Origin of the sequence: Amedibacillus dolichus DSM 3991 (assembly GCF_000154285.1) — a bacterium.
In the GTDB taxonomy this organism is placed as follows: Bacteria; Bacillota_I; Bacilli_A; order Erysipelotrichales; family Erysipelotrichaceae; genus Amedibacillus; species Amedibacillus dolichus.
On record NZ_DS483475.1, the window covers coordinates 40,111 to 60,398 of the forward strand.

Below are 20,288 nucleotides of genomic sequence, written 5' to 3' on the forward strand. Positions count from 1 at the left end.
TACTTTTTCTTTTCGATAAACTTTAAAGCGCTTGTACTGTTTAAACTGATGAACAAGATATAAAAATGATGCTGTTGGTAGGGTTACTTTCATATCTGAAAACTGATAACTTTTTGGTTGTTTTTGAATCAATGGGATCGTATGCGGGAATTGTGTAAAAATGCCCGCATAGCATTGACAACGAACTTGAAAAAATGCTATATTAAAGTGTATTCTTGTAACTTTTTAGGCATTTATTTTATGCATAAAATGCGATTTTGAAAGGAGCCAATGATGATGGAAATCGAAAAGCTATTTGAAACAGTTACGGCACATGCGAAAAACAGCGGCTTTGTTTTTCAAGGTTCTGAAATTTACGGAGGGTTATCCAATACTTGGGATTTTGGTCCTTTAGGTATTGAATTAAAAGATAATATTAAGCGTGCTTGGTGGAGAAGATTTATTCAAGAATCTCCTTATAACACCGGAATCCAGTCCGCTATTTTAATGAATCCGAATGTTTGGGTGGCAAGCGGACATGTAGGAGGCTTTAGTGATCCATTGATGGATTGTAAGGAGTGTAAAACACGTTATCGTGCAGATCAGCTCATTGAAGATGCAACTAGTGGTGAAGTAAGTGTTGAAGGTTGGAGCAATGAGCAAATGAAGGCGTTTATTGATGAGCATGATTTGAAATGTCCGAAATGCGGTGCGCATAATTTTACGGATATTCGTCAATTTAATTTGATGTTCAAGACATTTCAAGGAGTTTTGGAAGATGCAAAGAATGCCATCTATTTGCGTCCGGAAACAGCACAGGGAATGTTTGTGAATTTTAAGAACGTACAGCGTACCATGCGTAAAAAGCTGCCATTTGGTATCGGGCAGATCGGAAAAAGCTTCCGAAATGAAATTACGCCTGGAAATTTCATTTTCCGCACTAGAGAATTTGAACAGATGGAGTTGGAATTTTTCTGCGAGCCGGGAACGGATTTGGATTGGTATCACTATTATAAAGAATTTTGTATGAAATTTTTGACAGATCTTGGTATTCAAAGGGAACACTTGCGTTTCCGTGATCATACACCGGAAGAGCTTGCGTTCTATTCTAAGGGAACCTGCGATATCGAATACAATTTCCATTCACAAATCGGTTGGGGCGAACTTTGGGGTATTGCCGATCGTACGGATTATGACTTGAAACAGCACATGGAAACAAGTAAAAAATCGTTGGAATATTTAGATCCGACAACCAATGAGAAATACATACCATATTGTATTGAGCCTTCTGTGGGCGTTGAACGTATGCTTTTGGCAGTTATGTGTGATGCTTACGATGAGGAACAGCTTGAAAATGATACTCGTATCGTGATGCACTTCCACCCATATTTAGCACCGATCAAAGCCTGCGTGATGCCGCTTTCTAAAAAGCTTGGTGATAAGGCAATGGAAGTATATGGCAAGATTGCTCATGTCGCAAATTGCGATTATGATGATGCCGGAAGTATCGGGAAGCGTTATCGCCGTCAAGATGCTATCGGTACTCCGTTCTGTGTAACGATTGACTTTGAAACGGAAAATGATGGTTGTGTTACGGTTCGCCATCGTGATAGCATGGAGCAGGAGCGTGTTGCTATTGAGGATTTGGCAAGCTATATTGAAGAAAGAATTAAGCTTTAGATATAAATAGAGGTGTTGTGCATTGGCACGTTTACGTGAGGAAGAAATCAATGAAATACGTGCGAAGGCGGATATCGTTGATGTTATCGGTCGATATTTGCCTTTGACGCGCAAAGGCAAGAACTATGTTTGTACTTGTCCTTTTCATGATGATCATAACCCGAGCATGAGCGTTTCAAGCGATAAGCAAATTTATAAATGTTTCGTTTGTAATGCCGGTGGCAATGTGTTCACTTTTGTATCGAATTATGAAAAAATATCGTTTATAGAAGCTGTTTATAAGGTTGCGGATTATACGGGAATTTCAATTGAGCAACCCTTGCAGCTGCCACAAAGAAATGTCGATCCACAGCTTGCACCTTTGCATAGAGCTTGTGGTGAAGCAATCGAATTTACTCATTATCAGTTGGATACTCCACAAGCAAGTGATGTAAAAAAATATTTAACAAGTCGTTTGATCGATGATTCCATAATAAAGAAGTTTTCTCTTGGGTATAATCCTCCCAATGACAGTTTGTATAAGTTTTTGCATGCTAAAAAGCATAGTGATGATACTTTGATCAAAGCGGGGCTTTGTCGCTTAACGGCTGTTGGAATGAAAGATGTCTTTGCCGGGCGTATCATGATTCCGATTCATAATGAATTTGGTGAGCCGGTAGGCTTCAGCGCCCGTCGTTTTGTAGAAAACAGCGATGCTAAATACATCAACACATCGGAAACGGATATTTATGTTAAAGGAAATTTGATTTTTAACTACCATCGTGCAAAAAGTGAGGCAAGAAAGGCAAAAAAAGCCATTCTTGTTGAAGGGGCAATGGACGTATTGGCATTTGAAAAGGTTGGTATGAGCAATGCCTTGGCAACCTTAGGAACAGCTTGTACGAAGGAGCAGCTGCGTTTGCTGAAACAGCTTCATGTACCAATCATTGTTGGCTATGATGGTGATCGTGCTGGACAAAGTGCGACCTATGCATTTGGCAAGTTGGCGAGAGAGGCGCAAATACCTTTTGAAATTGTCGATAATAAATATGGCTTGGATCCTGATGAGATTATTGAGGAATTTGGAAAAGAAGAATTGCGACAGATTAGCGAAAAAACGATATCATGGATTGATTTTCTGTTTACCTTCCTAATGACGAAATACAATTTGGAAAACTATACACAGAAGAAAGAATTTGCCATGGAAATGGCAGAAGAAATTTATCTTTTAAAAGATGATTTTGAAAAAGAAAGCTATTATATTCGGTTGCGTGAGCTTACCGATTTCGACATGCATGGTGAAGAAGCTAAGAAACAGCCAAAGGCTAAAACGGAATATGTAAAGCGAAGCTATTTGGCATTTCCAAAAAGTGGTCGAAATCATGCTGAATTTGAAATTTTATCACAGATGCTGAATGGAGTAGCAGCCAGCAACCATTATAAAGAAGAACTAGGTTTTTTACAGGACGATACCTGTAACAGACTAGCACTCTATATTATTGATTATTACCGTACGCATAGGAAGCTAGAGGTTGCGGATCTCTTTGATAAGATTAAAGAGGAAGCGGTAAAGCAGCTGTTGCTAGATGTTTCAAGCTGGGAGCTTGGAAAGGCTGAAGTTAATTTGAAAGTATTGAATGAAGCTATCCATAAGGTAAAGGAATGTCTTTTAGATGATCGTATTCGGATTCTGAATGAACAAATCGCAAAGATTCACGATCCTATGGAAAAAGCAAGGCTGGCAGTTGAAAAAAACGGATTGATTAAGGAAAAAGAAGAATGGCGTAATGCGGGAAGGAAGTAATTATGAAAAGTACGAAGAAAAAAACAAAATTAACTGAGTACAAAACTCTTGAAGAAATCAAAGTGGATTTCTTGGAACAATCGCATTTGGAAGGATTAGAACTTTCCCAAAGCGATGTCATGGACGCAATCGAGCATTTGGATATGTCAGACAGCGATTTAGATGAATTGTTTGATTGGTTTGCGGAAAACGGTATTGATGTAAAATCCGATGAAGCCGATGATGTGAATCTGTTGGACGATGATGCGTTAGCGAGCGAAGATGATGATTTGGATTTTATTGATGATGACGATGACGGAGATGATACGTTAGCTAGTGATATCGAGCATTTGGAACAGTCTTTTGCAAATTCATCTCATACGAAGATCAACGATCCGGTTAAGATGTATTTAAAGGAAATCGGTCGTGTAGAATTGCTTGATCCAAAAGAGGAACCGGAAATCGCCCGTCGTATTCAAGCCGGCGATGAAGAAGCAAAGAAAAAATTGATTTCTGCCAATTTGCGTTTGGTTGTTTCGATTGCTAAAAAATATGTCGGTCGAGGCATGCTATTCCTAGATTTGATTCAAGAAGGAAATATGGGTTTAGTTAAAGCAGTAGAAAAATTTGACTATACGAAGGGATTTAAGTTCTCTACCTATGCGACATGGTGGATTCGCCAAGCCATCACACGTGCGATTGCCGATCAAGCACGTACGATTCGTATTCCCGTACACATGGTCGAAACAATTAACAAGCTAACTCGTATTCAACGTCAGCTGGTACAGGATCTAGGGCGTGATCCAACAGCAGAGGAAATTGCCGCAAAGATGGAAAATATCTCTCCGGAAAAGGTACGTGAAATTCAAAAGATTGCCCTTGAGCCTGTTTCATTGGAAACTCCAATTGGCGAAGAAGATGATTCACATTTAGGTGATTTTATTGAAGATAAGGAAGCCTTGTCGCCTGATGAATATGCAAATAATCAGCTATTGAAGGACGAAATCAACACGGTTCTTCAAGGCTTGACAGAGCGTGAGGAAAAGGTATTACGTTTACGTTTTGGATTATATGATGGCCGAACACGTACTTTAGAGGAAGTTGGTAAGGAATTTAATGTTACTCGGGAACGTATCCGCCAGATTGAAGCCAAAGCTTTGCGCAAATTAAAGCACCCTACAAGATCCAAACGCTTAAAGGATTTTGTAGATAAACCATAATGGCGCTCTCTAAGCGCCTTTTCGCCATTTTTTCTATGGTAGAAAAGGGGAGTGTTGCTGCGGATATCGGTTGTGATCATGGTTTGTTATCAATTGCCTTAATCAAGGAAGGAATTTGCTCGCATGTGTATGCGTGTGATTTACGCAAAGGCCCGCTTGACAGAGCGAAACAGGCAATCGAATGTGCCAACTTAAGTGAACAGATTACACCGATTCTCAGTGATGGCTTGCAACTAGTTCCACAGGATTGCGATACCATTATTATTGCCGGTATGGGATTTGAAACGATACAAGGTATTTTAGAACGTGATTTTGCACGTCTTTCAAGTTTTCAAAGAATTATCGTTCAATCCAATCGCCATGTTGACGAACTGCGTCGTTGGATCAGTGACCATCATTTTACAATTCTGCAAGAAGATATTATCGAAGAAGATCATTTTTATGAAGTGATTTGTTTTTCAACACAATGGCATGAAGCTTACGATGAGGATACCGTTTTGTTTGGTATACAACAAAAACACGCATTGTTTGTTCCTTATTGGAAACAACGGCTTGCGAAAATAGAAGGCATTTTAACACAATTACCGAAACAGGATAGTTCTTATGCTCAATTTGCGCAGCTTTATAAGCGTATTGCGGCAAAATTAAAGGAATGTACTTCGATAGAAGATCATACGTAGATATAAACATAAGAAATCTTCAATTATAAATAATTCAATGGTAGGGAAATATGCTTGCTTTTATTTATGATTGGAATATATAAAACGAGTGTTCTTAAGGAGCACTCGTTTTATGTATCAGACATATCGCTTTCTATAATCAGAATTATGCTATAAAATTTTTTCTATTTCAATACATGGCTTTTGTTTGTTTTGCTCATAGCCTTCTAAATAATGGATAACCTGCGAAGTAAGATAAGTAGGGGTACTTGCACCGGAAGTAATTCCGATTCGTTTTGCCTTGGCAAACTGTGCTTCTTCTATATCATTTACATCATCAATGAGGTAAACATTTGCAATTTTATTTTCTTGAGCTATTTGAGCTAAACGATTGGAATTGTTGGAATGCTTATCTCCGACAACATAAAGCACATCAATGGCTTGATTCTTTAAATTTGCAACTGCTTCTTGTCGAATGCGTGTTGCGTTGCATATTTCTTCACATAAAACAGCGTTTGGATATTTCTGCTTTATATAGTTGAACAATGCCTGAGTATCAAAGATAGACATGGTTGTTTGGTTGGTAACAAAAACATTTGTTACATTTGTGATTGTATCAATGTCTTCTTTTGAGGTTATTAAATGAACGTGTGAACTAAGCGACAGCACAGCCTCTGCTTCTGGGTGAGAACGCTTGCCGATATAAAAAACATCATAGCCTTCATTAAGCTTTTCATAAACAAGCTGTTGGGTTTTTACAACATCGGGGCAGCTGGCATCAATGCAGATCAATCCCATCTGCTTGGCTTTTTCGATTACCTGTGGTGCAATGCCATGAGCAGTAAAAATAACGATACAATCCTTAGGAAGCTCATCTAATAGCTGTAAACGACTTTTATGGGGATCATCTACAGCATGTATATTTAAGGCTTTTAGTGCCTGCATAACATAACGATTATGTACGAGCATGCCAAGCACATAGATGGATTTATCGGGATACTTTTGTGCAGTTTCTTTCGCAATGCTAATAGCGCGTGTAACTCCTTTACAATAGCCTCTTGGTACAACCTTAATAATTTCCATGGTATCACCTCGTTTTTATTATAAAGGAAATACGCAAGAAACGATAGTTTTTTGATATAATATATCCATACGTGCATATATTTTTGTTAGCTACTTTACAATTTAATACATTCATGTATAATTTAGAAAGCTATGAAGGAGGTTTGTCTATGCGTAAATTTAGTGATTATCATTTCAAAGAGCATACCAAGGCGTTTCTTAAGTTGGAAGGCTTTATAGAACCGACACCGATTCAGCAAGAGGTGTTGCCGCTAGCCTGCAAGGGAAAAAATATTGTTGGTATTTCCGATACGGGAACCGGCAAGACGCATGCTTTTTTGATTCCGATTTTTGAGAAAATCAATATTGATAAGCAAGCAGTTCAAGCAGTGATTACCGCACCCACAAGGGAATTGGCTTTGCAAATTTATCAGCGATCATTGACCATGAAGGAGGCTTGCCCTAAGCTTGCTATTCGTCTGATTACCGGAGGTATGGAAAAAACCAGAATGAATGAACAGCTGAAGGTACAGCCACATATTGTTATCGGAACTCCGGGGCGCATTAAGGACTTGTTTTTAAGCGAGCAAACCTTACGAATCGATACCGCAGATATTTTGGTGATTGATGAAGCGGATATGACATTGGAATTTGGTTTTTTAGAAGATGTTGATAATATTGCCGGAAGAATGCGTAAGGATTTACAAATGATGGTATTCAGTGCAACGATTCCTCAAGGACTTAAGCCTTTTTTGAAGAAATATGTGGGGACACCGAGCATTATACAAATTGAAGAGAAGAGTCAATTTCACCCGAAAATCGAGCATGTACTTGTGCCATGTCAGGAAAAAAGCTATATTGACAAAATGATGGAACTATTGCCATCTTTTAAACCCTATGTTTGTTTGATTTTCGCAAACACACGAACGGAGGCTAGCGAAGCTGCCAAAGCTCTTCGAGATGCGGGATATGGAGTTATTGAATTGCATGGAGGACTTACTCCGCGCGAGCGTACAAAAGCGATGCGTGAGCTTGTTAATATTGAAAAATCATATGTTGTCGCAACGGATATTGCGGCACGTGGTATTGATATCGAAGGAATCTCCCATGTCATTTCCTTAGGCTTTCCAAAAGAATTGGATTATTACATACATCGCAGTGGACGTACGGGTCGTGCGGGGAATGATGGCATTTGCTATGCCTTATATAAGAAGCAAGATGACGCTATGATTCGTTCACTTGAAATCAAAGGAATCGGATTTCAGCACCGCAGCTTTAAAAATGGAAAATGGATAGAATTAGATGCATTGCATAAGAAAAAAGTGAAAAAGGACGATCCATTAGAAAAAGAAATTGCAAAGATCGTATCTAAGAAAAAGAAACAGGTTAAGCCAGGCTATAAGGTGAAGCGTAAGGCAGAGGTTGAAAAACTGAAGCGCAAAGCCCGTCGCAAAATGATTCAAGAGGATATTCAGCGACAGAAAAAGGAACGTGCAAAAGCAAAGCAAATCGAAAAACGAGGTGATTTTTCATGATTATCGGATCTCATGTATCCATGTCGGCTCCTGATTATGTCCTTGGCTCTGTAAAGGAAGCCTTATCCTATGGAGCAAATGCGTTGATGCTCTATACCGGTGCACCGCAAAATACAAGACGTAAAGCAATGGAGGAATTAAAGGTTAAAGAAGCTTTAGCACTTCTTGATGAACATCATATTCCACATGAGCATATTATCGTTCATGCTCCTTACATCATCAATTTGGCGAATTGTCAGAAACAGGAAACTTTTGAATTGGGTGTTGAATTTTTAAGAAAGGAAATCGAACGTGTAAAAGCGTTGGGAGCAAAATATTTAGTATTGCACCCCGGAAGTCATGTGCAGGCCGGTGAGGAAGCCGGATTGACACGTATCGTAGAAGGTTTGGATTTGGCTATGGAAAATATCGGTGAAGTAGAAATCGCAATCGAAACAATGGCAGGCAAGGGAAGTGAATTGGGATATAACTTCGAGCAAATCCGCTATCTCATGGAGCATGCAAAGCATGGTGATCGTTTGCGTGTATGTATGGATACCTGCCATTTACACGATGCCGGCTTTGATGTATCGGATTTTGATGCGATTTTAGAAGCATTCGATCGTGTGATTTCTTTGGAACGTTTGGTTTGTATCCATGTCAATGATTCCAAAAATGTGCGTGGTGCACGAAAGGATCGTCATGCCAATATCGGTTTCGGTGAGATTGGCTTTGATGCTTTAAATCGTATTGTGCATCATGAAAAGCTACAGCATGTTGTTAAGATACTAGAAACACCATGGGTAGATGGAGTAGCTCCTTATAAACATGAAATAGCAATGCTAAAAGCAGGTATATTCGATCAAGAAATTATGACAAAGCTTAAAAATCAAGAATAGAAGATAAAAGACAATCGATTCGCTACATAGTGGAACGGTTGTTTTTTATTGTAAATGTGATAGCAAAGCAATTTAAAGGTACTTACAAACAAAGAAACTATAGTATAATAAAAGAAAGGATATTCAAAGAGACGATATTTGATAATATATTTCGTTATTCAAGATTAAGTAAATAATGCAAAAGTAGCAAGGAGGGAGAATATGCGAGTTCTTCGGAAGCTGTTAGTAGTGTCTGTTTTTTTCTTATTTATAACAGGCTGTACACAAGAAGAAACAGAAAATCATGTAGCACTTGCCAAATACGCTGTCATATTGAATAAACAAGATCATATTTATACAACAGATGATGAAATCGTGATACTGACCTACACGCACGATGGGAAAATGCTTGACGAATATACGATCAATGCAGCGGCAAACAATAAAGTAGAAGATGAGAATATTTTGATGCTGTATGAGGATAGTGGTTATATTGCAAAGTATCGAAAAGATCAAAATACATGGGATTCGATAAAGCTTCCGGAACCATCGGTGGATCACCTTGATTTAGCTGATGATGAATATGCGATCGTTCAAAATATCGGGTATCAAAAAAGCTGGGATAGGTATAACTCCAGAATTTTGGTTTTTAATCAAAAGAACGAAGAGGTCGAACGCATTGAGCGAATGAACAGCAAGCTTCAAGTTTTTGCTGTTAAACTAACAGATGAGTTTATTTATTATATTGCCGATGATTTGAATAACCAAGATCCTACGCATTATTTGGTAAGCTATCATCGAGCAAGCAAGACAGAAACGAAAAGAGCAATTAAAAGTCAAGGTTATCGTTTTGTAACATTTGAAAATGGACAGTATTATGTATCTGAAAATGGATTGGCGAATGTAGCATCAGATGAAGAAATCTGCTTCCCGCAAGAAATCATAGAAAAATTGCAAAATGATTTTTTATCCGATGTCTATGTGGAAGATGGATACCTTACACTTGTTATACAGCCCGGTACCTTTAACGATCGTACGGATTCGATTCTTTATGAGTTAAAGCGACAGGAGCATAGCTTTGTGATACAAAGAAAGGTAACGATTCTCAATTTACGCAGCATCAGCCAAATACATGATGATATGTTTTTGATTATCTGTGAAAAAGGACAGGATCATTTCAATTTCTATATTATGGATCGTGAAGGGAATAAAAAAGAGATTTTATTTGATGATTCTTTACAGCCGTATGTCGATAAGTACGTACTTACGGATATTTTCGATATATCTTAAAAACGGATAGAATGCCTAGGTAAGGTGTTCTATCCGTTCGATGTTTATGATGCGTGTTGCTTTGCAAATGCTAGAATTTCTGCTTTTAAGCGAGAAACCATCATATCCTGTGGAAGCTTTTCGATAATCTTGCCTTTTTTAATCAGTAAGCCTTCCTTGTTACCACCGGCAATGGCAATGTCTGCATGCTTAGCTTCTCCCGGTCCATTTACCGCACAACCCATGATTGCCACATTGATATCGCAATCAATCGTTTGTAAGAATTGTTCGATTTCTTTTACTACCGGCTGCATATCCCATGCTGTACGACCGCAGGTTGGGCAGGCAATAAGATTTGGGGTATTGTTTCGAAGCTTACAGCATTTTAAAAGCTGTTTCACAATGGTAAGCTCATCGACAGGATCTCCATTGACGCTAATGCGAATGGTATCACCGATTCCTTCATTTAATAGGGTTCCCAATGCCATGCTGGATTTAATGGCACTGCCGATGTAGGTACCTGCCTCCGTTACGCCTAAGTGGAGTGGGTAAGGGAACGTTTTTGCCGCAAGACGATAGGCTTCGATGCACAATAGAGGATCGCTTGATTTAAAAGATAAAACAATATCATGAAAATCAAGATCTTCTAAAATACGAACATGTCGATAGGCACTTTCGATCATACCCTCGGCGGTCGGTTTACCATAAGCTTCATGGATATCTTTTTCCAAAGATCCGGAGTTGATACCAATACGAATAGGAATATGCTTTTCTTTACAGGCTTCCACAACTGCCTCTACGTTCTTTCGTTCTCCGATATTTCCCGGATTGATGCGGATTTTATCAATACCTGATGCGACACAAGCTAAAGCTAAACGATAATCATAATGAATATCTGCGACTAATGGAATATGGACCTGCTTTTTAATTTCTTTAATGGCTTCGGCATCTTCCATATCAATCACAGCCAAACGTACCAGTTCACAGCCAACTTGCTCCAACGCCAAGATTTGTGCGACGGTTTCTTTCACATGCTTCGTTCGTGTATTGCACATAGACTGCATGATTACGCGATTTTGTCCACCAATCGTTAATTTGCCGACTTGTACGCTGCGGGTTTCATTTCGTTTCATTTCCAACACCTCTTTCTTAAAATATTATAACAAATCTGATTTCTTTTACAATAAAGTAGATATTTTATCTGTATATGTATTATAATATGGGGCAGGAGGAACGCTATGCTACGTAATCCATTTCGTAATTTAGATCATAAAAAGCTGAGCCGCAGCTCAGATGTTTTAAAGGCGCAAAATGATTATTTCAAAATTGTTAATCGCCGTATTTTTGTTTTCTCGATTATTATCACTGTTTGCTTTGCCATGATCGTTGTTCGCTTGGGATATTTGCAGCTGATTGCCCAAGAGGACTATGCAAGAAAATTGGAAAATTACTCATCGAATACCGAAAAAGATGCATCGAGTCGCGGACAGATTTTGGATCGCAACAACCAAGCTGTTGCCAAAACGGTCTCTAGTCATAACATCGTTTATTTTCCACCGCAAGATGTTAGCAGTGAAGAACAATGGGAGCTTGCTCAGAAATTTGCCAAACGCTTTGAGGTGTCTATTGATGCGATGACCAATTCAGACTATCAGGATTTATATATGTTTCTACATACCGATAAAAACGGTGAAAAAGACGGTGGCAAAAATCTGTTGAAAGAAGAAGAATTAAACTATTCCGCCGATGAGAAGGAAAAATTGATTCGCAATCGCATTACAAAGGAAATGGTTGATGAATTGGCAGATGAAAATACCAAAAAAGCATTCGTTGTTTATTTGGCGATGCGAAAGCTGCCGGATACGCAAACAAAAGTGGTTATTGAAGATGCCAATGAGAATGATGTTGCCTATCTAACGGAAAACAAGGAAGAATTTCCCGGCTTTAACGTTGATTTATCTTCATGGAAGCGTGAATATCCGTATGGGGATACCTTGCGTGATGTACTTGGCAGTGTAACAACCTCTAAGCAAGGAATTCCTTCAGAATTACGTGCTTACTATGAAGCAAAAGGATATGCCTTAACCTCAAGAGTCGGAAAGTCTGGTCTTGAACAGCAATACGAAGAACTGTTAGCCGGAACGCCGCGTGTAAGTGAAATTGCGTATGATGAAGATGGAATCGCTTTATTAACTCCGATCAGCAGTGGTAAAAAAGGTTATGATCTACATATGAGCATTGATATCGATTTGCAACAACGAGTAGATGCTATTTTAAATCAGACTTTGGAAACATACGCCGGAACTGCGGGGCGTGAGAAATTTAATAAATTATCGGTTATTCTAATGAATCCGATGACCGGTGAGATCTATGCAATGAGTGGAAAATATAAAGATGAAGCCGGAAAGATTCAAAACTTCTCCAGTGCCGCCTACTTAGATTCCTATGCAAGTGGTTCTGTTGTCAAGGGAGCTACGGTTTATATGCTGTTAGAGGAAGGCGCAGAAAGTAAAACCAGTATTGAAATTGATGCACCTATGCGCATTGCCAATGATAAAGAACGCTCTAGTTATCAAAACTACGGACCGGTAGATGCAGTAAAGGCATTGCAGGTTTCCAGTAATGTTTATATGTGGAAGGGTGTTTTGAAAATGGCAGGTACGACCTATCAAGAGGGACAGCCGTTAAATATCAGTAATGAACGACAAGAAGAAATGCTGCATACTATGCGGAATTATTATTCGATGTTTGGTCTTGGCACAAAGACATTGCTAGATGTTCCAAATGAAGCGGTTGGCTTTAAAGGCTTTTTATCGCAGGGTGGGCAATTATTGGATTACAGCATCGGTCAGTTTGATAACTATACACCGATTCAATTGGCACAATATGTATCCATGATTGCTAATGGCGGAAAGCGAATCCAACCAAAGTTGGTCAATTATGCTACGGAAATCAATTCCGATTATCGTGTTATGGAAAATAAAACCAATGTTTTAAGTGCGATTTCGACACCACAGAAAAAGAAAACTTAAAAACCGTACAAGAAGGATTTCGTTCCTGTGTAACAGATGGCCATTGCGGCTTAAGAAATTTCTCGGTTCCGGTAGCTGCAAAAACAGGTACCGCACAGGTGCCTCCATATACGAATGCATCTTTGGTCGGATATGCACCTTATGGCGATAATCCGAAGGTGGCCTTTGTGTGTAGTGCGCCAACCTCTGCAGCGGATAGCTTTAGTCAAGAGGTAAACATTTGCAGTTCAACGGTCATGCCGCAGGTTTTGACAGAGTTTTTCAAAAAGTATTAGCATTTTTGAAGGTTGTGTGATATAATGCTTAAGCAAGTACAAGGAGGGTTAGCATGAGAGATAGAATTACATTTAAATGTTCTGAATGTGGAGAAGAAAACTATATTGGAACACGTAATAAACGTAAAAATCCAGAACGTATGCAAATTCAAAAATATTGCCCGCGTTGTAATAAGAAAACTTTACATAAGGAGAAAAAATAAAAAGGGCCGTTTTGGTCTTTTTTATTCGTATGAAAAATGAAAAAGATAGATGTTTTTGTTTTGGGAATGGTACAAGTAAATACCTATGTTTTGTGGAATGACAATCATGTATTGATTGTTGATCCGGGAACTGCAAATGCACAGCTAATGCAGAAAATTGAGGAAGCAGGAGCAATTGTTGATGGTATTGTTTTAACTCATGGTCATTTTGATCATATCGGCGGTGTTGATAAGTTGGTGGAGCGTTATCATTGTTCACTGTATATCAATGCAAACGATCAAGCAATGCTGAATGATCCCGTTTTAAATTTTTCTTATGGTGAGCCGGTGATTGTTCAAACAAAGCCATTGGACTTACTACCGGGAAAACAAACGATCGGAGCCTTTGATCTTTTTGTGATTGATGCACCCGGTCATAGCGAGGGAAGCAGCATGATTCGATGGGACGATTGCCTGTTTTGCGGAGATGTTGTTTTCCAAGGCAGCATTGGGCGTACAGATTTGGCAACGGGAAGCAATTCCAAGATGATGCAAAGCCTTAAGATGATGAAGGAAACTTTAGATGGTGATTTAAAGCTTTATCCGGGACATGGTCCGACAACGACATGGAAACAAGAGCTATTGACCAACCCTTTTTTACAATTCTAATTCGACAGCACATGCTGTCTTTTTTTTCATTCATAATTTATCGAAGCTTAAGCATACTAAAAGCAAAGGAAGTGATTTGATGAAAAAGATGCAGACGAAGCTTTTATATGCTTTGAACTTCACTGTATTTTTATCGATTTCAATTGTAAATACACAAATGCTGCCCTTGCTAAAGAAGTTGGATTATAATGTGGTAGAACGCGGATATATTTTAGCAGGAAGTGCCATTATAGCGATTTTGGGACAATTTCTATTCGGCTATTTATGTGATCGTTTAAAAAAAACAAAGCCGTTTTTTTATCTTGCTTATCTCTGCCTCTTAATTGCGAGCATTATGATGTTTTTAAAGAGTGGTAAGCTGTTTTTCTATCATTTTTCAGCAGCTAGTATTATTCTTGGTATGGTTAAGGTGATTATGGGATTGACAGAAACATGGATGCTAGAAATACAAGAGGATAGCTATGGAAAATTGCGAGCCTGTGGAGCACTCGGCTTTACCTTAGGATCTCCTCTTACCGGTATGCTCATAAAAATGCTCGGTTACCGCTCCTTGCTATATGGATTTTGTATCATCGGAGGTTTGGCATTGGTGCTTATTTATGTTGTAAACGATAAAAATAAAAAGAATACACAACCCTTTCATAAGAACGATATAGCAAAGCTTATAAAAAATAAAGACTATTGTTTGCTTGTTTGCATATTTCTGTTTATTTATATGATTGGCACAGCGGATCAATATGTGGTTGTTGATAAGCTGCTTTCTTTAGATGCCAGCAATACGCAGATAGGCATTAAATGGGCAGTGCAATCTTTTATGGAGATTCCTTTGTTTTTAGGTGCGAATTGGATATTAAAAAAATGGAATATATATCAGCTGCTTGTTTTCGGAACAGGTATGTATATTCTAAAATTTGTTCTTTACGGCTATTTCAGCAAACCGCTGCTGTTGATTTTAACCTCTGCTTTACAGCTTGTTACCTTGCCAATAGTGATGCTTACAAGCAAGCTTTTCATCAAAGCGGTAACACCGCAGCAGTTATTTCACAGCGCACAAATGTTTGCAATGGCTGTTTTTGTTGGCGGAAGTGGTCTAATTACTCCGATTATTACATCGTATGTCGCAAACAGGGTAGGGTATGATCTGACTCTATATCTTACCGCTGCCTTTGGTATCTTGCCACTTGTATTGATCGGATATTATCATCGTCGCCAAAACTCTGATAAAAAAGGCTAAAAAGCTTGTCATATAGGCTTAGGTATGCTATTATAAACAAGGTTTTACACTTGGTTTATACGTTTCCTCAACGATTTACTCAGTGTAGAATGGATAACAGATTTAGGAGGAAAACACATGTTATTAAAATCAGAAAAAACAAGAATTATGCAAGAGTATGCTCGTTTCGAAGGAGATACAGGTTCTCCTGAGGTTCAGATTGCAGTATTAACTGCACGTATCAATCAGTTGACTGAACACTTCAAAGAACACAAGCATGATTATCATTCTCAAAGAGGTCTTATGAAAATGGTAGGTCGTCGTAGAAATTTGCTTGCTTACTTAAAGGATAAGGATCTTAATCGTTATAAATCACTAATTGAACGTTTAGGTCTAAGAAAGTAATCGTCTTGTTGTGGAAAGCGTATGATAATTCATGCGCTTTTTTAATATTTATGGGATTGTGGACATGAATAGAAAGACAAATAGCATACACGAAAGCAAAATGAAAATAAAATAGGAGTAATCCATTTAAAAAGTAAGACTTGCTATATCGAAAAATAAAGAGAACATCAATTTTAAGCAAATAGATTTTGATATAACGGGTAAAAAGCGTTATTTTTCTTTTATAACTTTTGAAAATATGGTATTATTTGAAAGATAGAAGAAAAATAAGAGGTGAAAAAATGGCTAAACAAGAATTTCGTTTAGATTTCTGTGGTCGTGGGATCACAGTAGAAACCGGTGAAATCGCTAAACAGGCAGGTGGCTCTGTTCTTGTTCGATATGGCGATACCGTTGTATTGTCTGCGGCAACTGCCAGTAAGCAGGCAAAGGAGGGAATTGATTTCTTTCCATTAACAGTTTCTTTTGAAGAAAAGCTTTATTCTGTTGGAAAGATTCCCGGGGGTTTTTTAAGAAGAGAAGGTAGACCAAGTGAGCATGCGACTTTGACGGCGCGTATGATTGACCGTCCGATTCGTCCGTTGTTTGCTGATGGTTTTCGTAATGAAGTACAAGTAGTCAATACCGTACTTTCCGTAGATCAGGACTGTTCAACGGAAATGGCAGCTATGTTCGGTGCTTCACTTGCTTTATGTGTGTCCGATATTCCATTTAACGGACCAATTGCCGGTGTAATCGTCGGACGTATTAACGGAGAATATGTTATCAATCCAACACCTGCACAGATGGAAGAAAGTGATATTCATTTAACTGTTGCCGGTACCAAATATGCGGTTAATATGGTAGAAGCAGGCGCAAAAGAAGTAAACGAGGAAGCAATGCTGGGAGCTATCATGTTTGGTCATGAGCATATTAAACAGTTGGTTGCTTTCCAAGAGGAAATTGCTGCTGCCGTTGGAAAAGAAAAAATGGAAGTAAAGCTGTATACTGTTGATGAAGCAATTGATACAGAGGTACGTAAGGATTACGAAAAGGCAATTCGTGAAGCGGTTTCGATTGAAAAGAAACTGGAGCGCTATGGGAAAATCGATGAGCTGACAGAGACAGCGGTAGCGCAATTCGAAGCGAAGGAATACGCTAGCGAAGCAGATAAAAATAAAGCAATTAAGCAGGTAAAAGAAATCTGTCATGGTATTGAGGCAGATGAGGTTCGCCGCTTGATTATTGAGGATAAGGTTCGTCCGGACGGACGTAAGATCGATGAAATTCGTCCGTTGGATTCACAAGTAGATTTACTTCCTCGTGTTCATGGCAGTGCAATGTTTACACGTGGAGAAACACAGGTATTAAGTGTTACTACACTCGGTGCTATGAATGATAATCAAATTATTGACGATGTAACCGAGGTGGAATCCAAACGTTTCATGCATCACTACAATTTCCCACCGTATTCCGTTGGTGAAACTGGTCGTATGGGAAGCCCGGGTCGCCGTGAAATCGGTCATGGGGCATTAGGTGAAAGAGCATTAGCACAGGTATTACCTAGTGTAGAGGAATTCCCATATACCATTCGTACCGTAGCAGAAGTGTTGGAATCCAATGGTTCTAGCTCTCAAGCATCTATTTGCGCCGGCACGATGTCTTTGATGGCAGCTGGTGTGCCGATTAAGGCTCCGGTGGCAGGTATTGCAATGGGACTTATCATGGACGAATCTAGCAGCAACTATACGGTATTAACAGATATTCAAGGTATGGAAGATCATTTCGGAGATATGGACTTTAAGGTTGCAGGCACAAGTGAAGGAATTACTGCTTTGCAAATGGATATCAAGGTAACCGGTATTACGGAAGATATCTTTCGTGAGGCTTTGGCGCAAGCCAAGGTTGCTCGTGGTCAAATCTTAGAGAATATGTTAGCAGCAATCAGTGAGCCACGTGCAGATGTTGGTAAATACGCACCGAAGCTTGAACAATTCTATATCGATCCGGAGAAGATTCGTGAGGTTATTGGTCCAAATGGTAAAATGATCAATAAAATCATTGAAGAATGCGATGATGTTAAGATTGATATTGAGGACGACGGACATGTGATTATCTATCACATGGATCGTACAGCTATCAATAAGGCTGCGGATATGATTCGCGGAATCGTTAAGGTTGCGGAAGTTGGAGATATCTATGATGCAACGGTTGTGCGTATTGAAAAATTCGGAGCTTTTGTAAATCTATTCCCGGGAACTGATGGCTTGCTACATATTTCAAAAATCAGCCATGAACGTGTAGAAAAAGTAGAAGATGTCCTGAAAATCGGAGATACGATTAAAGTAAAGGTCATGGAAATTGATGATCGCGGACGTGTTAATGTTAGCGCCAAAGCACTTCTTCCACGCCCTGAGCACAAAAAGCAGGAGATTAAGGAAGCTGCAAATGCAGCGGAGGAAAAAATAGAAGAATAAGAAGGCTTAAGTTTTCTCTTACTTTAAGATAAATAATTAAAAAGGAGATTTTGTATATGGTTATTTCATTCAACCATATCGAGATCTCCTATTTTTAATTGTTTTAGATATATCTTTAACTAAAGATAGTTGATTATATTCCTTTATATTTCTATGTAAGCAGATTGATTTCTTGTTCTTGATAATAGCAAAGCTCTTTAAAATTGTTTCTTTTACGATAATAATCACAAATAATCTTTAAGATGAATAAGCTCATTTCCTGATTATTATCCTTCTTCATCAGTTCATAATAGTTTAGCGCATAACGAATATAGCTTTGATGATCATTAGCTAGTGCATATTGCAGCATCTCTAAGAATATTTTGATTTCAATACGTAACTCGCATGTATCTAAAGTCGAAGCTATATATTGTTTACATTCTTCATAACGCTTAAGCTTATATAAGCTATAAGAAATAAACAAAGGAATTTCATAATATCTTGTGTCATGTTCTATTGCCAGGTGTGCATATTCAAGTGCCTTGTCATATTCCTTATTTACTAAAGCATTCCAAGATAGGTTGTTGTAAGCAACAGCGATAAATCTTGAAGGATTTTGTTTCATTTTCTCTATTGTATCTAATAACAATTCTTCTGCTTCGCTGTATAAACGCATACATGAATAACATGCAGCTTTTCGGAGTGCAATTTGAATTATCCGACTGAAATTCATGGTTTCCATAAACAGCTTAGATGCTTCATCGCAGTAAATTAAAGCCTTAGCTGCTTTATTGCGATTTTCATAAGCCGAAATGTGATGGTATAATACCATGGCTTTCAAACTTTTAGAAGTGCATGTTAGTAAGTAATGTTCTGCAATCTTAAGCTGTTCGAGTGTCTTTGTAGTATTATTCTTTCCGATATAATATGCTGCGAAAACATCATAGAAAATACCGATTTCATCATTTGTAAATAGATGTAAAATTTTCTTAAACATTAAGTAATAATTTAATATCTTTTCTTCTGCAATGGTTTTTTTAAAATGCACACAATACATATATTCAATTAACTTATAATAAAAGAAGCCGTAGCTATTTTCATACATTGAAGAATGCTTAAGTATTTCTTGATAAAGAGCTTTTTCTTCCTCCTCTTTCAGATCGACATATAGCTGATACAAATATTGGAATTTATCTTTTAAATTAAAGTACAGAGATTCATCGGTATTAAAGCGTATATCCATGAAGTTTGTAAGCTTTTCCAGCATTTGTGAAGATGGCTCTTTTCGACCACGTTCGATTTCACTTAGATAGCCTTTATTGATGCCTAAGCTTTCGGCTACAAAGTTGATAGTCATGTTTTCATCTTCACGATAATAACGAAGCAATGCTCCTGTAAGTTTACGTTTTAACTCCGATGAAAGTTTTGTTTCATTTAGAATAGTCATAAACAGCCTCCTTTAAGTGTATTATAAGGAGTGTGATTTAGAAATGCAATGTTAATACATAAAGTGTTTCGGAAAAATAATTCTGCAATATGAGCATAAGAAATATTTGTGGTAATCCATATTGGTTAGCAAATATTTCTTATTTAAATAGGAAAATCGAATAAAAACAAGCATATACACACTTTTGTCGGCATACATACAACAAGGATTTTCTTATCTCTTTTTAGCTTTTAAATGGTATAATATTAGTGTTTGATTTGGAGGTAAGAGTATGAAAAAAAGAATAGTTCATATAGTTTGGGTAGCATTTATTTTTGTTGGAGGTCTTACAGTTTGCGAAACAAGTATCAAGGCTTTAGAAAATGATAAAGCCGGTTGTGCGATTACTGTTTGTGATTGTACATCATCTTCTGATGATGAGTGTTCTTGTTATGGATTCGATCATGACCGTGAGTAAAAAAAGCTCACTTTTAATTTGTTTTACGAATTATGAAAAGCAATAAATTTAAATCATTTTATTCAAATTTTGAAAGAAGCTTAAGGCTTCTTTTTTTCATGCTTGTCAGTAAAAGTAAGTAGTTTTCTATTATATTGTTGCAATTTTTAA

The 20,288-nt window shown here is 38.0% G+C and carries 17 protein-coding genes and 1 pseudogene; 15 read left to right on the forward strand and 3 right to left on the reverse strand.

Features of this window, described 5'->3' with window-relative positions; translation table 11 throughout:
* The first annotated feature begins 276 nt into the window (after positions 1-276).
* Genes EUBDOL_RS05035 through EUBDOL_RS05050 form a run of 4 tightly spaced genes read left to right on the forward strand, consistent with a single transcriptional unit; the run spans position 277 to position 5,321 of the window.
* On the forward strand, positions 277-1,659 hold the full coding sequence (locus EUBDOL_RS05035; RefSeq protein WP_022420649.1) for a glycine--tRNA ligase: 1,383 nt from the start codon (positions 277-279) through the stop codon (positions 1,657-1,659).
* Between the two features lie 22 nt (positions 1,660-1,681).
* Complete coding sequence (gene dnaG, locus EUBDOL_RS05040) at positions 1,682-3,442, forward strand: DNA primase (protein WP_004799237.1); 1,761 nt, start codon at positions 1,682-1,684, stop codon at positions 3,440-3,442.
* 2 nt (positions 3,443-3,444) lie between these two features.
* Positions 3,445-4,641, forward strand: a complete 1,197-nt coding sequence (rpoD, locus tag EUBDOL_RS05045) for an RNA polymerase sigma factor RpoD (protein ID WP_004799238.1) — start codon at positions 3,445-3,447, stop codon at positions 4,639-4,641.
* The gene (locus tag EUBDOL_RS05050) at positions 4,641-5,321 is read left to right on the forward strand and encodes a tRNA (adenine(22)-N(1))-methyltransferase (protein ID WP_004799239.1); all 681 of its coding nucleotides are present in this window, start codon (positions 4,641-4,643) and stop codon (positions 5,319-5,321) included. The genes rpoD and EUBDOL_RS05050 overlap by 1 nt, the downstream gene beginning before the upstream one ends.
* Positions 5,322-5,471: 150 nt before the next feature.
* On the opposite strand, the gene ispH is transcribed toward EUBDOL_RS05050, so the two are convergent.
* Positions 5,472-6,383: a 4-hydroxy-3-methylbut-2-enyl diphosphate reductase gene (gene ispH / locus EUBDOL_RS05055; protein ID WP_004799240.1), complete on the reverse strand. Its 912-nt coding sequence runs from the start codon at positions 6,381-6,383 to the stop codon at positions 5,472-5,474.
* A gap of 149 nt (positions 6,384-6,532) precedes the next feature.
* Between ispH and EUBDOL_RS05060 the strand changes: the two genes are divergently transcribed.
* From EUBDOL_RS05060 to EUBDOL_RS05070, 3 genes are all read left to right on the forward strand, one after another.
* On the forward strand, positions 6,533-7,897 hold the full coding sequence (locus EUBDOL_RS05060; protein ID WP_040463210.1) for a DEAD/DEAH box helicase: 1,365 nt from the start codon (positions 6,533-6,535) through the stop codon (positions 7,895-7,897).
* Complete coding sequence (locus EUBDOL_RS05065) at positions 7,894-8,775, forward strand: deoxyribonuclease IV (protein WP_004799247.1); 882 nt, start codon at positions 7,894-7,896, stop codon at positions 8,773-8,775. The genes EUBDOL_RS05060 and EUBDOL_RS05065 overlap by 4 nt, the downstream gene beginning before the upstream one ends.
* Before the next feature lie 201 nt (positions 8,776-8,976).
* On the forward strand, positions 8,977-10,044 hold the full coding sequence (locus tag EUBDOL_RS05070; RefSeq protein ID WP_004799248.1) for a hypothetical protein: 1,068 nt from the start codon (positions 8,977-8,979) through the stop codon (positions 10,042-10,044).
* A gap of 44 nt (positions 10,045-10,088) precedes the next feature.
* Here EUBDOL_RS05070 and ispG read toward each other — a convergent pair whose 3' ends face one another.
* Positions 10,089-11,156 carry a flavodoxin-dependent (E)-4-hydroxy-3-methylbut-2-enyl-diphosphate synthase gene (gene ispG / locus EUBDOL_RS05075; RefSeq protein ID WP_004799250.1) on the reverse strand — a complete coding sequence of 356 codons (1,068 nt, stop codon included), beginning with the start codon at positions 11,154-11,156 and terminating at the stop codon, positions 10,089-10,091.
* A gap of 105 nt (positions 11,157-11,261) precedes the next feature.
* Between ispG and EUBDOL_RS05080 the strand changes: the two genes are divergently transcribed.
* The 7 genes and pseudogenes from EUBDOL_RS05080 to pnp all read left to right on the forward strand — a co-directional run bounded on the left by EUBDOL_RS05080 (position 11,262) and on the right by pnp (position 18,255).
* Positions 11,262-13,055 carry a penicillin-binding transpeptidase domain-containing protein gene (locus tag EUBDOL_RS05080; RefSeq protein ID WP_004799252.1) on the forward strand — a complete coding sequence of 598 codons (1,794 nt, stop codon included), beginning with the start codon at positions 11,262-11,264 and terminating at the stop codon, positions 13,053-13,055.
* Positions 13,056-13,099: 44 nt separating this feature from the next.
* Positions 13,100-13,330, forward strand: a pseudogene (locus EUBDOL_RS11805) (penicillin-binding transpeptidase domain-containing protein); the annotation flags it as partial.
* 53 nt (positions 13,331-13,383) lie between these two features.
* A complete protein-coding gene (gene rpmG, locus EUBDOL_RS05085) occupies positions 13,384-13,533 on the forward strand; it encodes a 50S ribosomal protein L33 (RefSeq protein WP_002609076.1) in 150 nt (49 codons plus the stop codon).
* A gap of 36 nt (positions 13,534-13,569) precedes the next feature.
* Positions 13,570-14,181 (forward strand): MBL fold metallo-hydrolase, encoded by a 612-nt coding sequence (locus EUBDOL_RS05090; protein WP_004799263.1) that lies wholly within the window; start codon positions 13,570-13,572, stop codon positions 14,179-14,181.
* A gap of 79 nt (positions 14,182-14,260) precedes the next feature.
* Entirely contained in the window at positions 14,261-15,415 is a 1,155-nt protein-coding gene (locus EUBDOL_RS05095) for an MFS transporter (RefSeq protein ID WP_004799264.1), read from the forward strand.
* A gap of 117 nt (positions 15,416-15,532) precedes the next feature.
* The gene (rpsO, locus tag EUBDOL_RS05100; RefSeq protein WP_004799265.1) at positions 15,533-15,799 is read left to right on the forward strand and encodes a 30S ribosomal protein S15; all 267 of its coding nucleotides are present in this window, start codon (positions 15,533-15,535) and stop codon (positions 15,797-15,799) included.
* A gap of 281 nt (positions 15,800-16,080) precedes the next feature.
* On the forward strand, positions 16,081-18,255 hold the full coding sequence (gene pnp / locus EUBDOL_RS05105) for a polyribonucleotide nucleotidyltransferase (RefSeq protein ID WP_040463214.1): 2,175 nt from the start codon (positions 16,081-16,083) through the stop codon (positions 18,253-18,255).
* Between the two features lie 151 nt (positions 18,256-18,406).
* Here the strand turns inward: pnp and EUBDOL_RS10955 are convergent, their stop codons facing one another.
* A complete protein-coding gene (locus EUBDOL_RS10955) occupies positions 18,407-19,681 on the reverse strand; it encodes a helix-turn-helix domain-containing protein (RefSeq protein WP_004799268.1) in 1,275 nt (424 codons plus the stop codon).
* 271 nt (positions 19,682-19,952) lie between these two features.
* Here EUBDOL_RS10955 and EUBDOL_RS05115 point away from each other — a divergent pair, with 271 nt between their 5' ends.
* On the forward strand, positions 19,953-20,138 hold the full coding sequence (locus tag EUBDOL_RS05115; protein WP_004799271.1) for a hypothetical protein: 186 nt from the start codon (positions 19,953-19,955) through the stop codon (positions 20,136-20,138).
* Positions 20,139-20,288 lie beyond the last annotated feature (150 nt).

Bases quoted from the DNA above. Each gene is read 5' to 3' on its own strand.
- EUBDOL_RS05035 (WP_022420649.1), top strand. From the start codon at position 277: ATGGAAATCGAAAAGCTATTTGAAACAGTTACGGCACATGCGAAAAAC.
- rpoD (WP_004799238.1), top strand. From the start codon at position 3,445: ATGAAAAGTACGAAGAAAAAAACAAAATTAACTGAGTACAAAACTCTT.
- EUBDOL_RS05050 (WP_004799239.1), top strand. From the start codon at position 4,641: ATGGCGCTCTCTAAGCGCCTTTTCGCCATTTTTTCTATGGTAGAAAAG.
- ispH (WP_004799240.1), bottom strand. From the start codon at position 6,383: ATGGAAATTATTAAGGTTGTACCAAGAGGCTATTGTAAAGGAGTTACA.
- EUBDOL_RS05060 (WP_040463210.1), top strand. From the start codon at position 6,533: ATGCGTAAATTTAGTGATTATCATTTCAAAGAGCATACCAAGGCGTTT.
- EUBDOL_RS05065 (WP_004799247.1), top strand. From the start codon at position 7,894: ATGATTATCGGATCTCATGTATCCATGTCGGCTCCTGATTATGTCCTT.
- EUBDOL_RS05070 (WP_004799248.1), top strand. From the start codon at position 8,977: ATGCGAGTTCTTCGGAAGCTGTTAGTAGTGTCTGTTTTTTTCTTATTT.
- ispG (WP_004799250.1), bottom strand. From the start codon at position 11,156: ATGAAACGAAATGAAACCCGCAGCGTACAAGTCGGCAAATTAACGATT.
- EUBDOL_RS05080 (WP_004799252.1), top strand. From the start codon at position 11,262: ATGCTACGTAATCCATTTCGTAATTTAGATCATAAAAAGCTGAGCCGC.
- rpmG (WP_002609076.1), top strand. From the start codon at position 13,384: ATGAGAGATAGAATTACATTTAAATGTTCTGAATGTGGAGAAGAAAAC.
- EUBDOL_RS05090 (WP_004799263.1), top strand. From the start codon at position 13,570: ATGAAAAAGATAGATGTTTTTGTTTTGGGAATGGTACAAGTAAATACC.
- EUBDOL_RS05095 (WP_004799264.1), top strand. From the start codon at position 14,261: ATGAAAAAGATGCAGACGAAGCTTTTATATGCTTTGAACTTCACTGTA.
- rpsO (WP_004799265.1), top strand. From the start codon at position 15,533: ATGTTATTAAAATCAGAAAAAACAAGAATTATGCAAGAGTATGCTCGT.
- pnp (WP_040463214.1), top strand. From the start codon at position 16,081: ATGGCTAAACAAGAATTTCGTTTAGATTTCTGTGGTCGTGGGATCACA.
- EUBDOL_RS10955 (WP_004799268.1), bottom strand. From the start codon at position 19,681: ATGACTATTCTAAATGAAACAAAACTTTCATCGGAGTTAAAACGTAAA.
- EUBDOL_RS05115 (WP_004799271.1), top strand. From the start codon at position 19,953: ATGAAAAAAAGAATAGTTCATATAGTTTGGGTAGCATTTATTTTTGTT.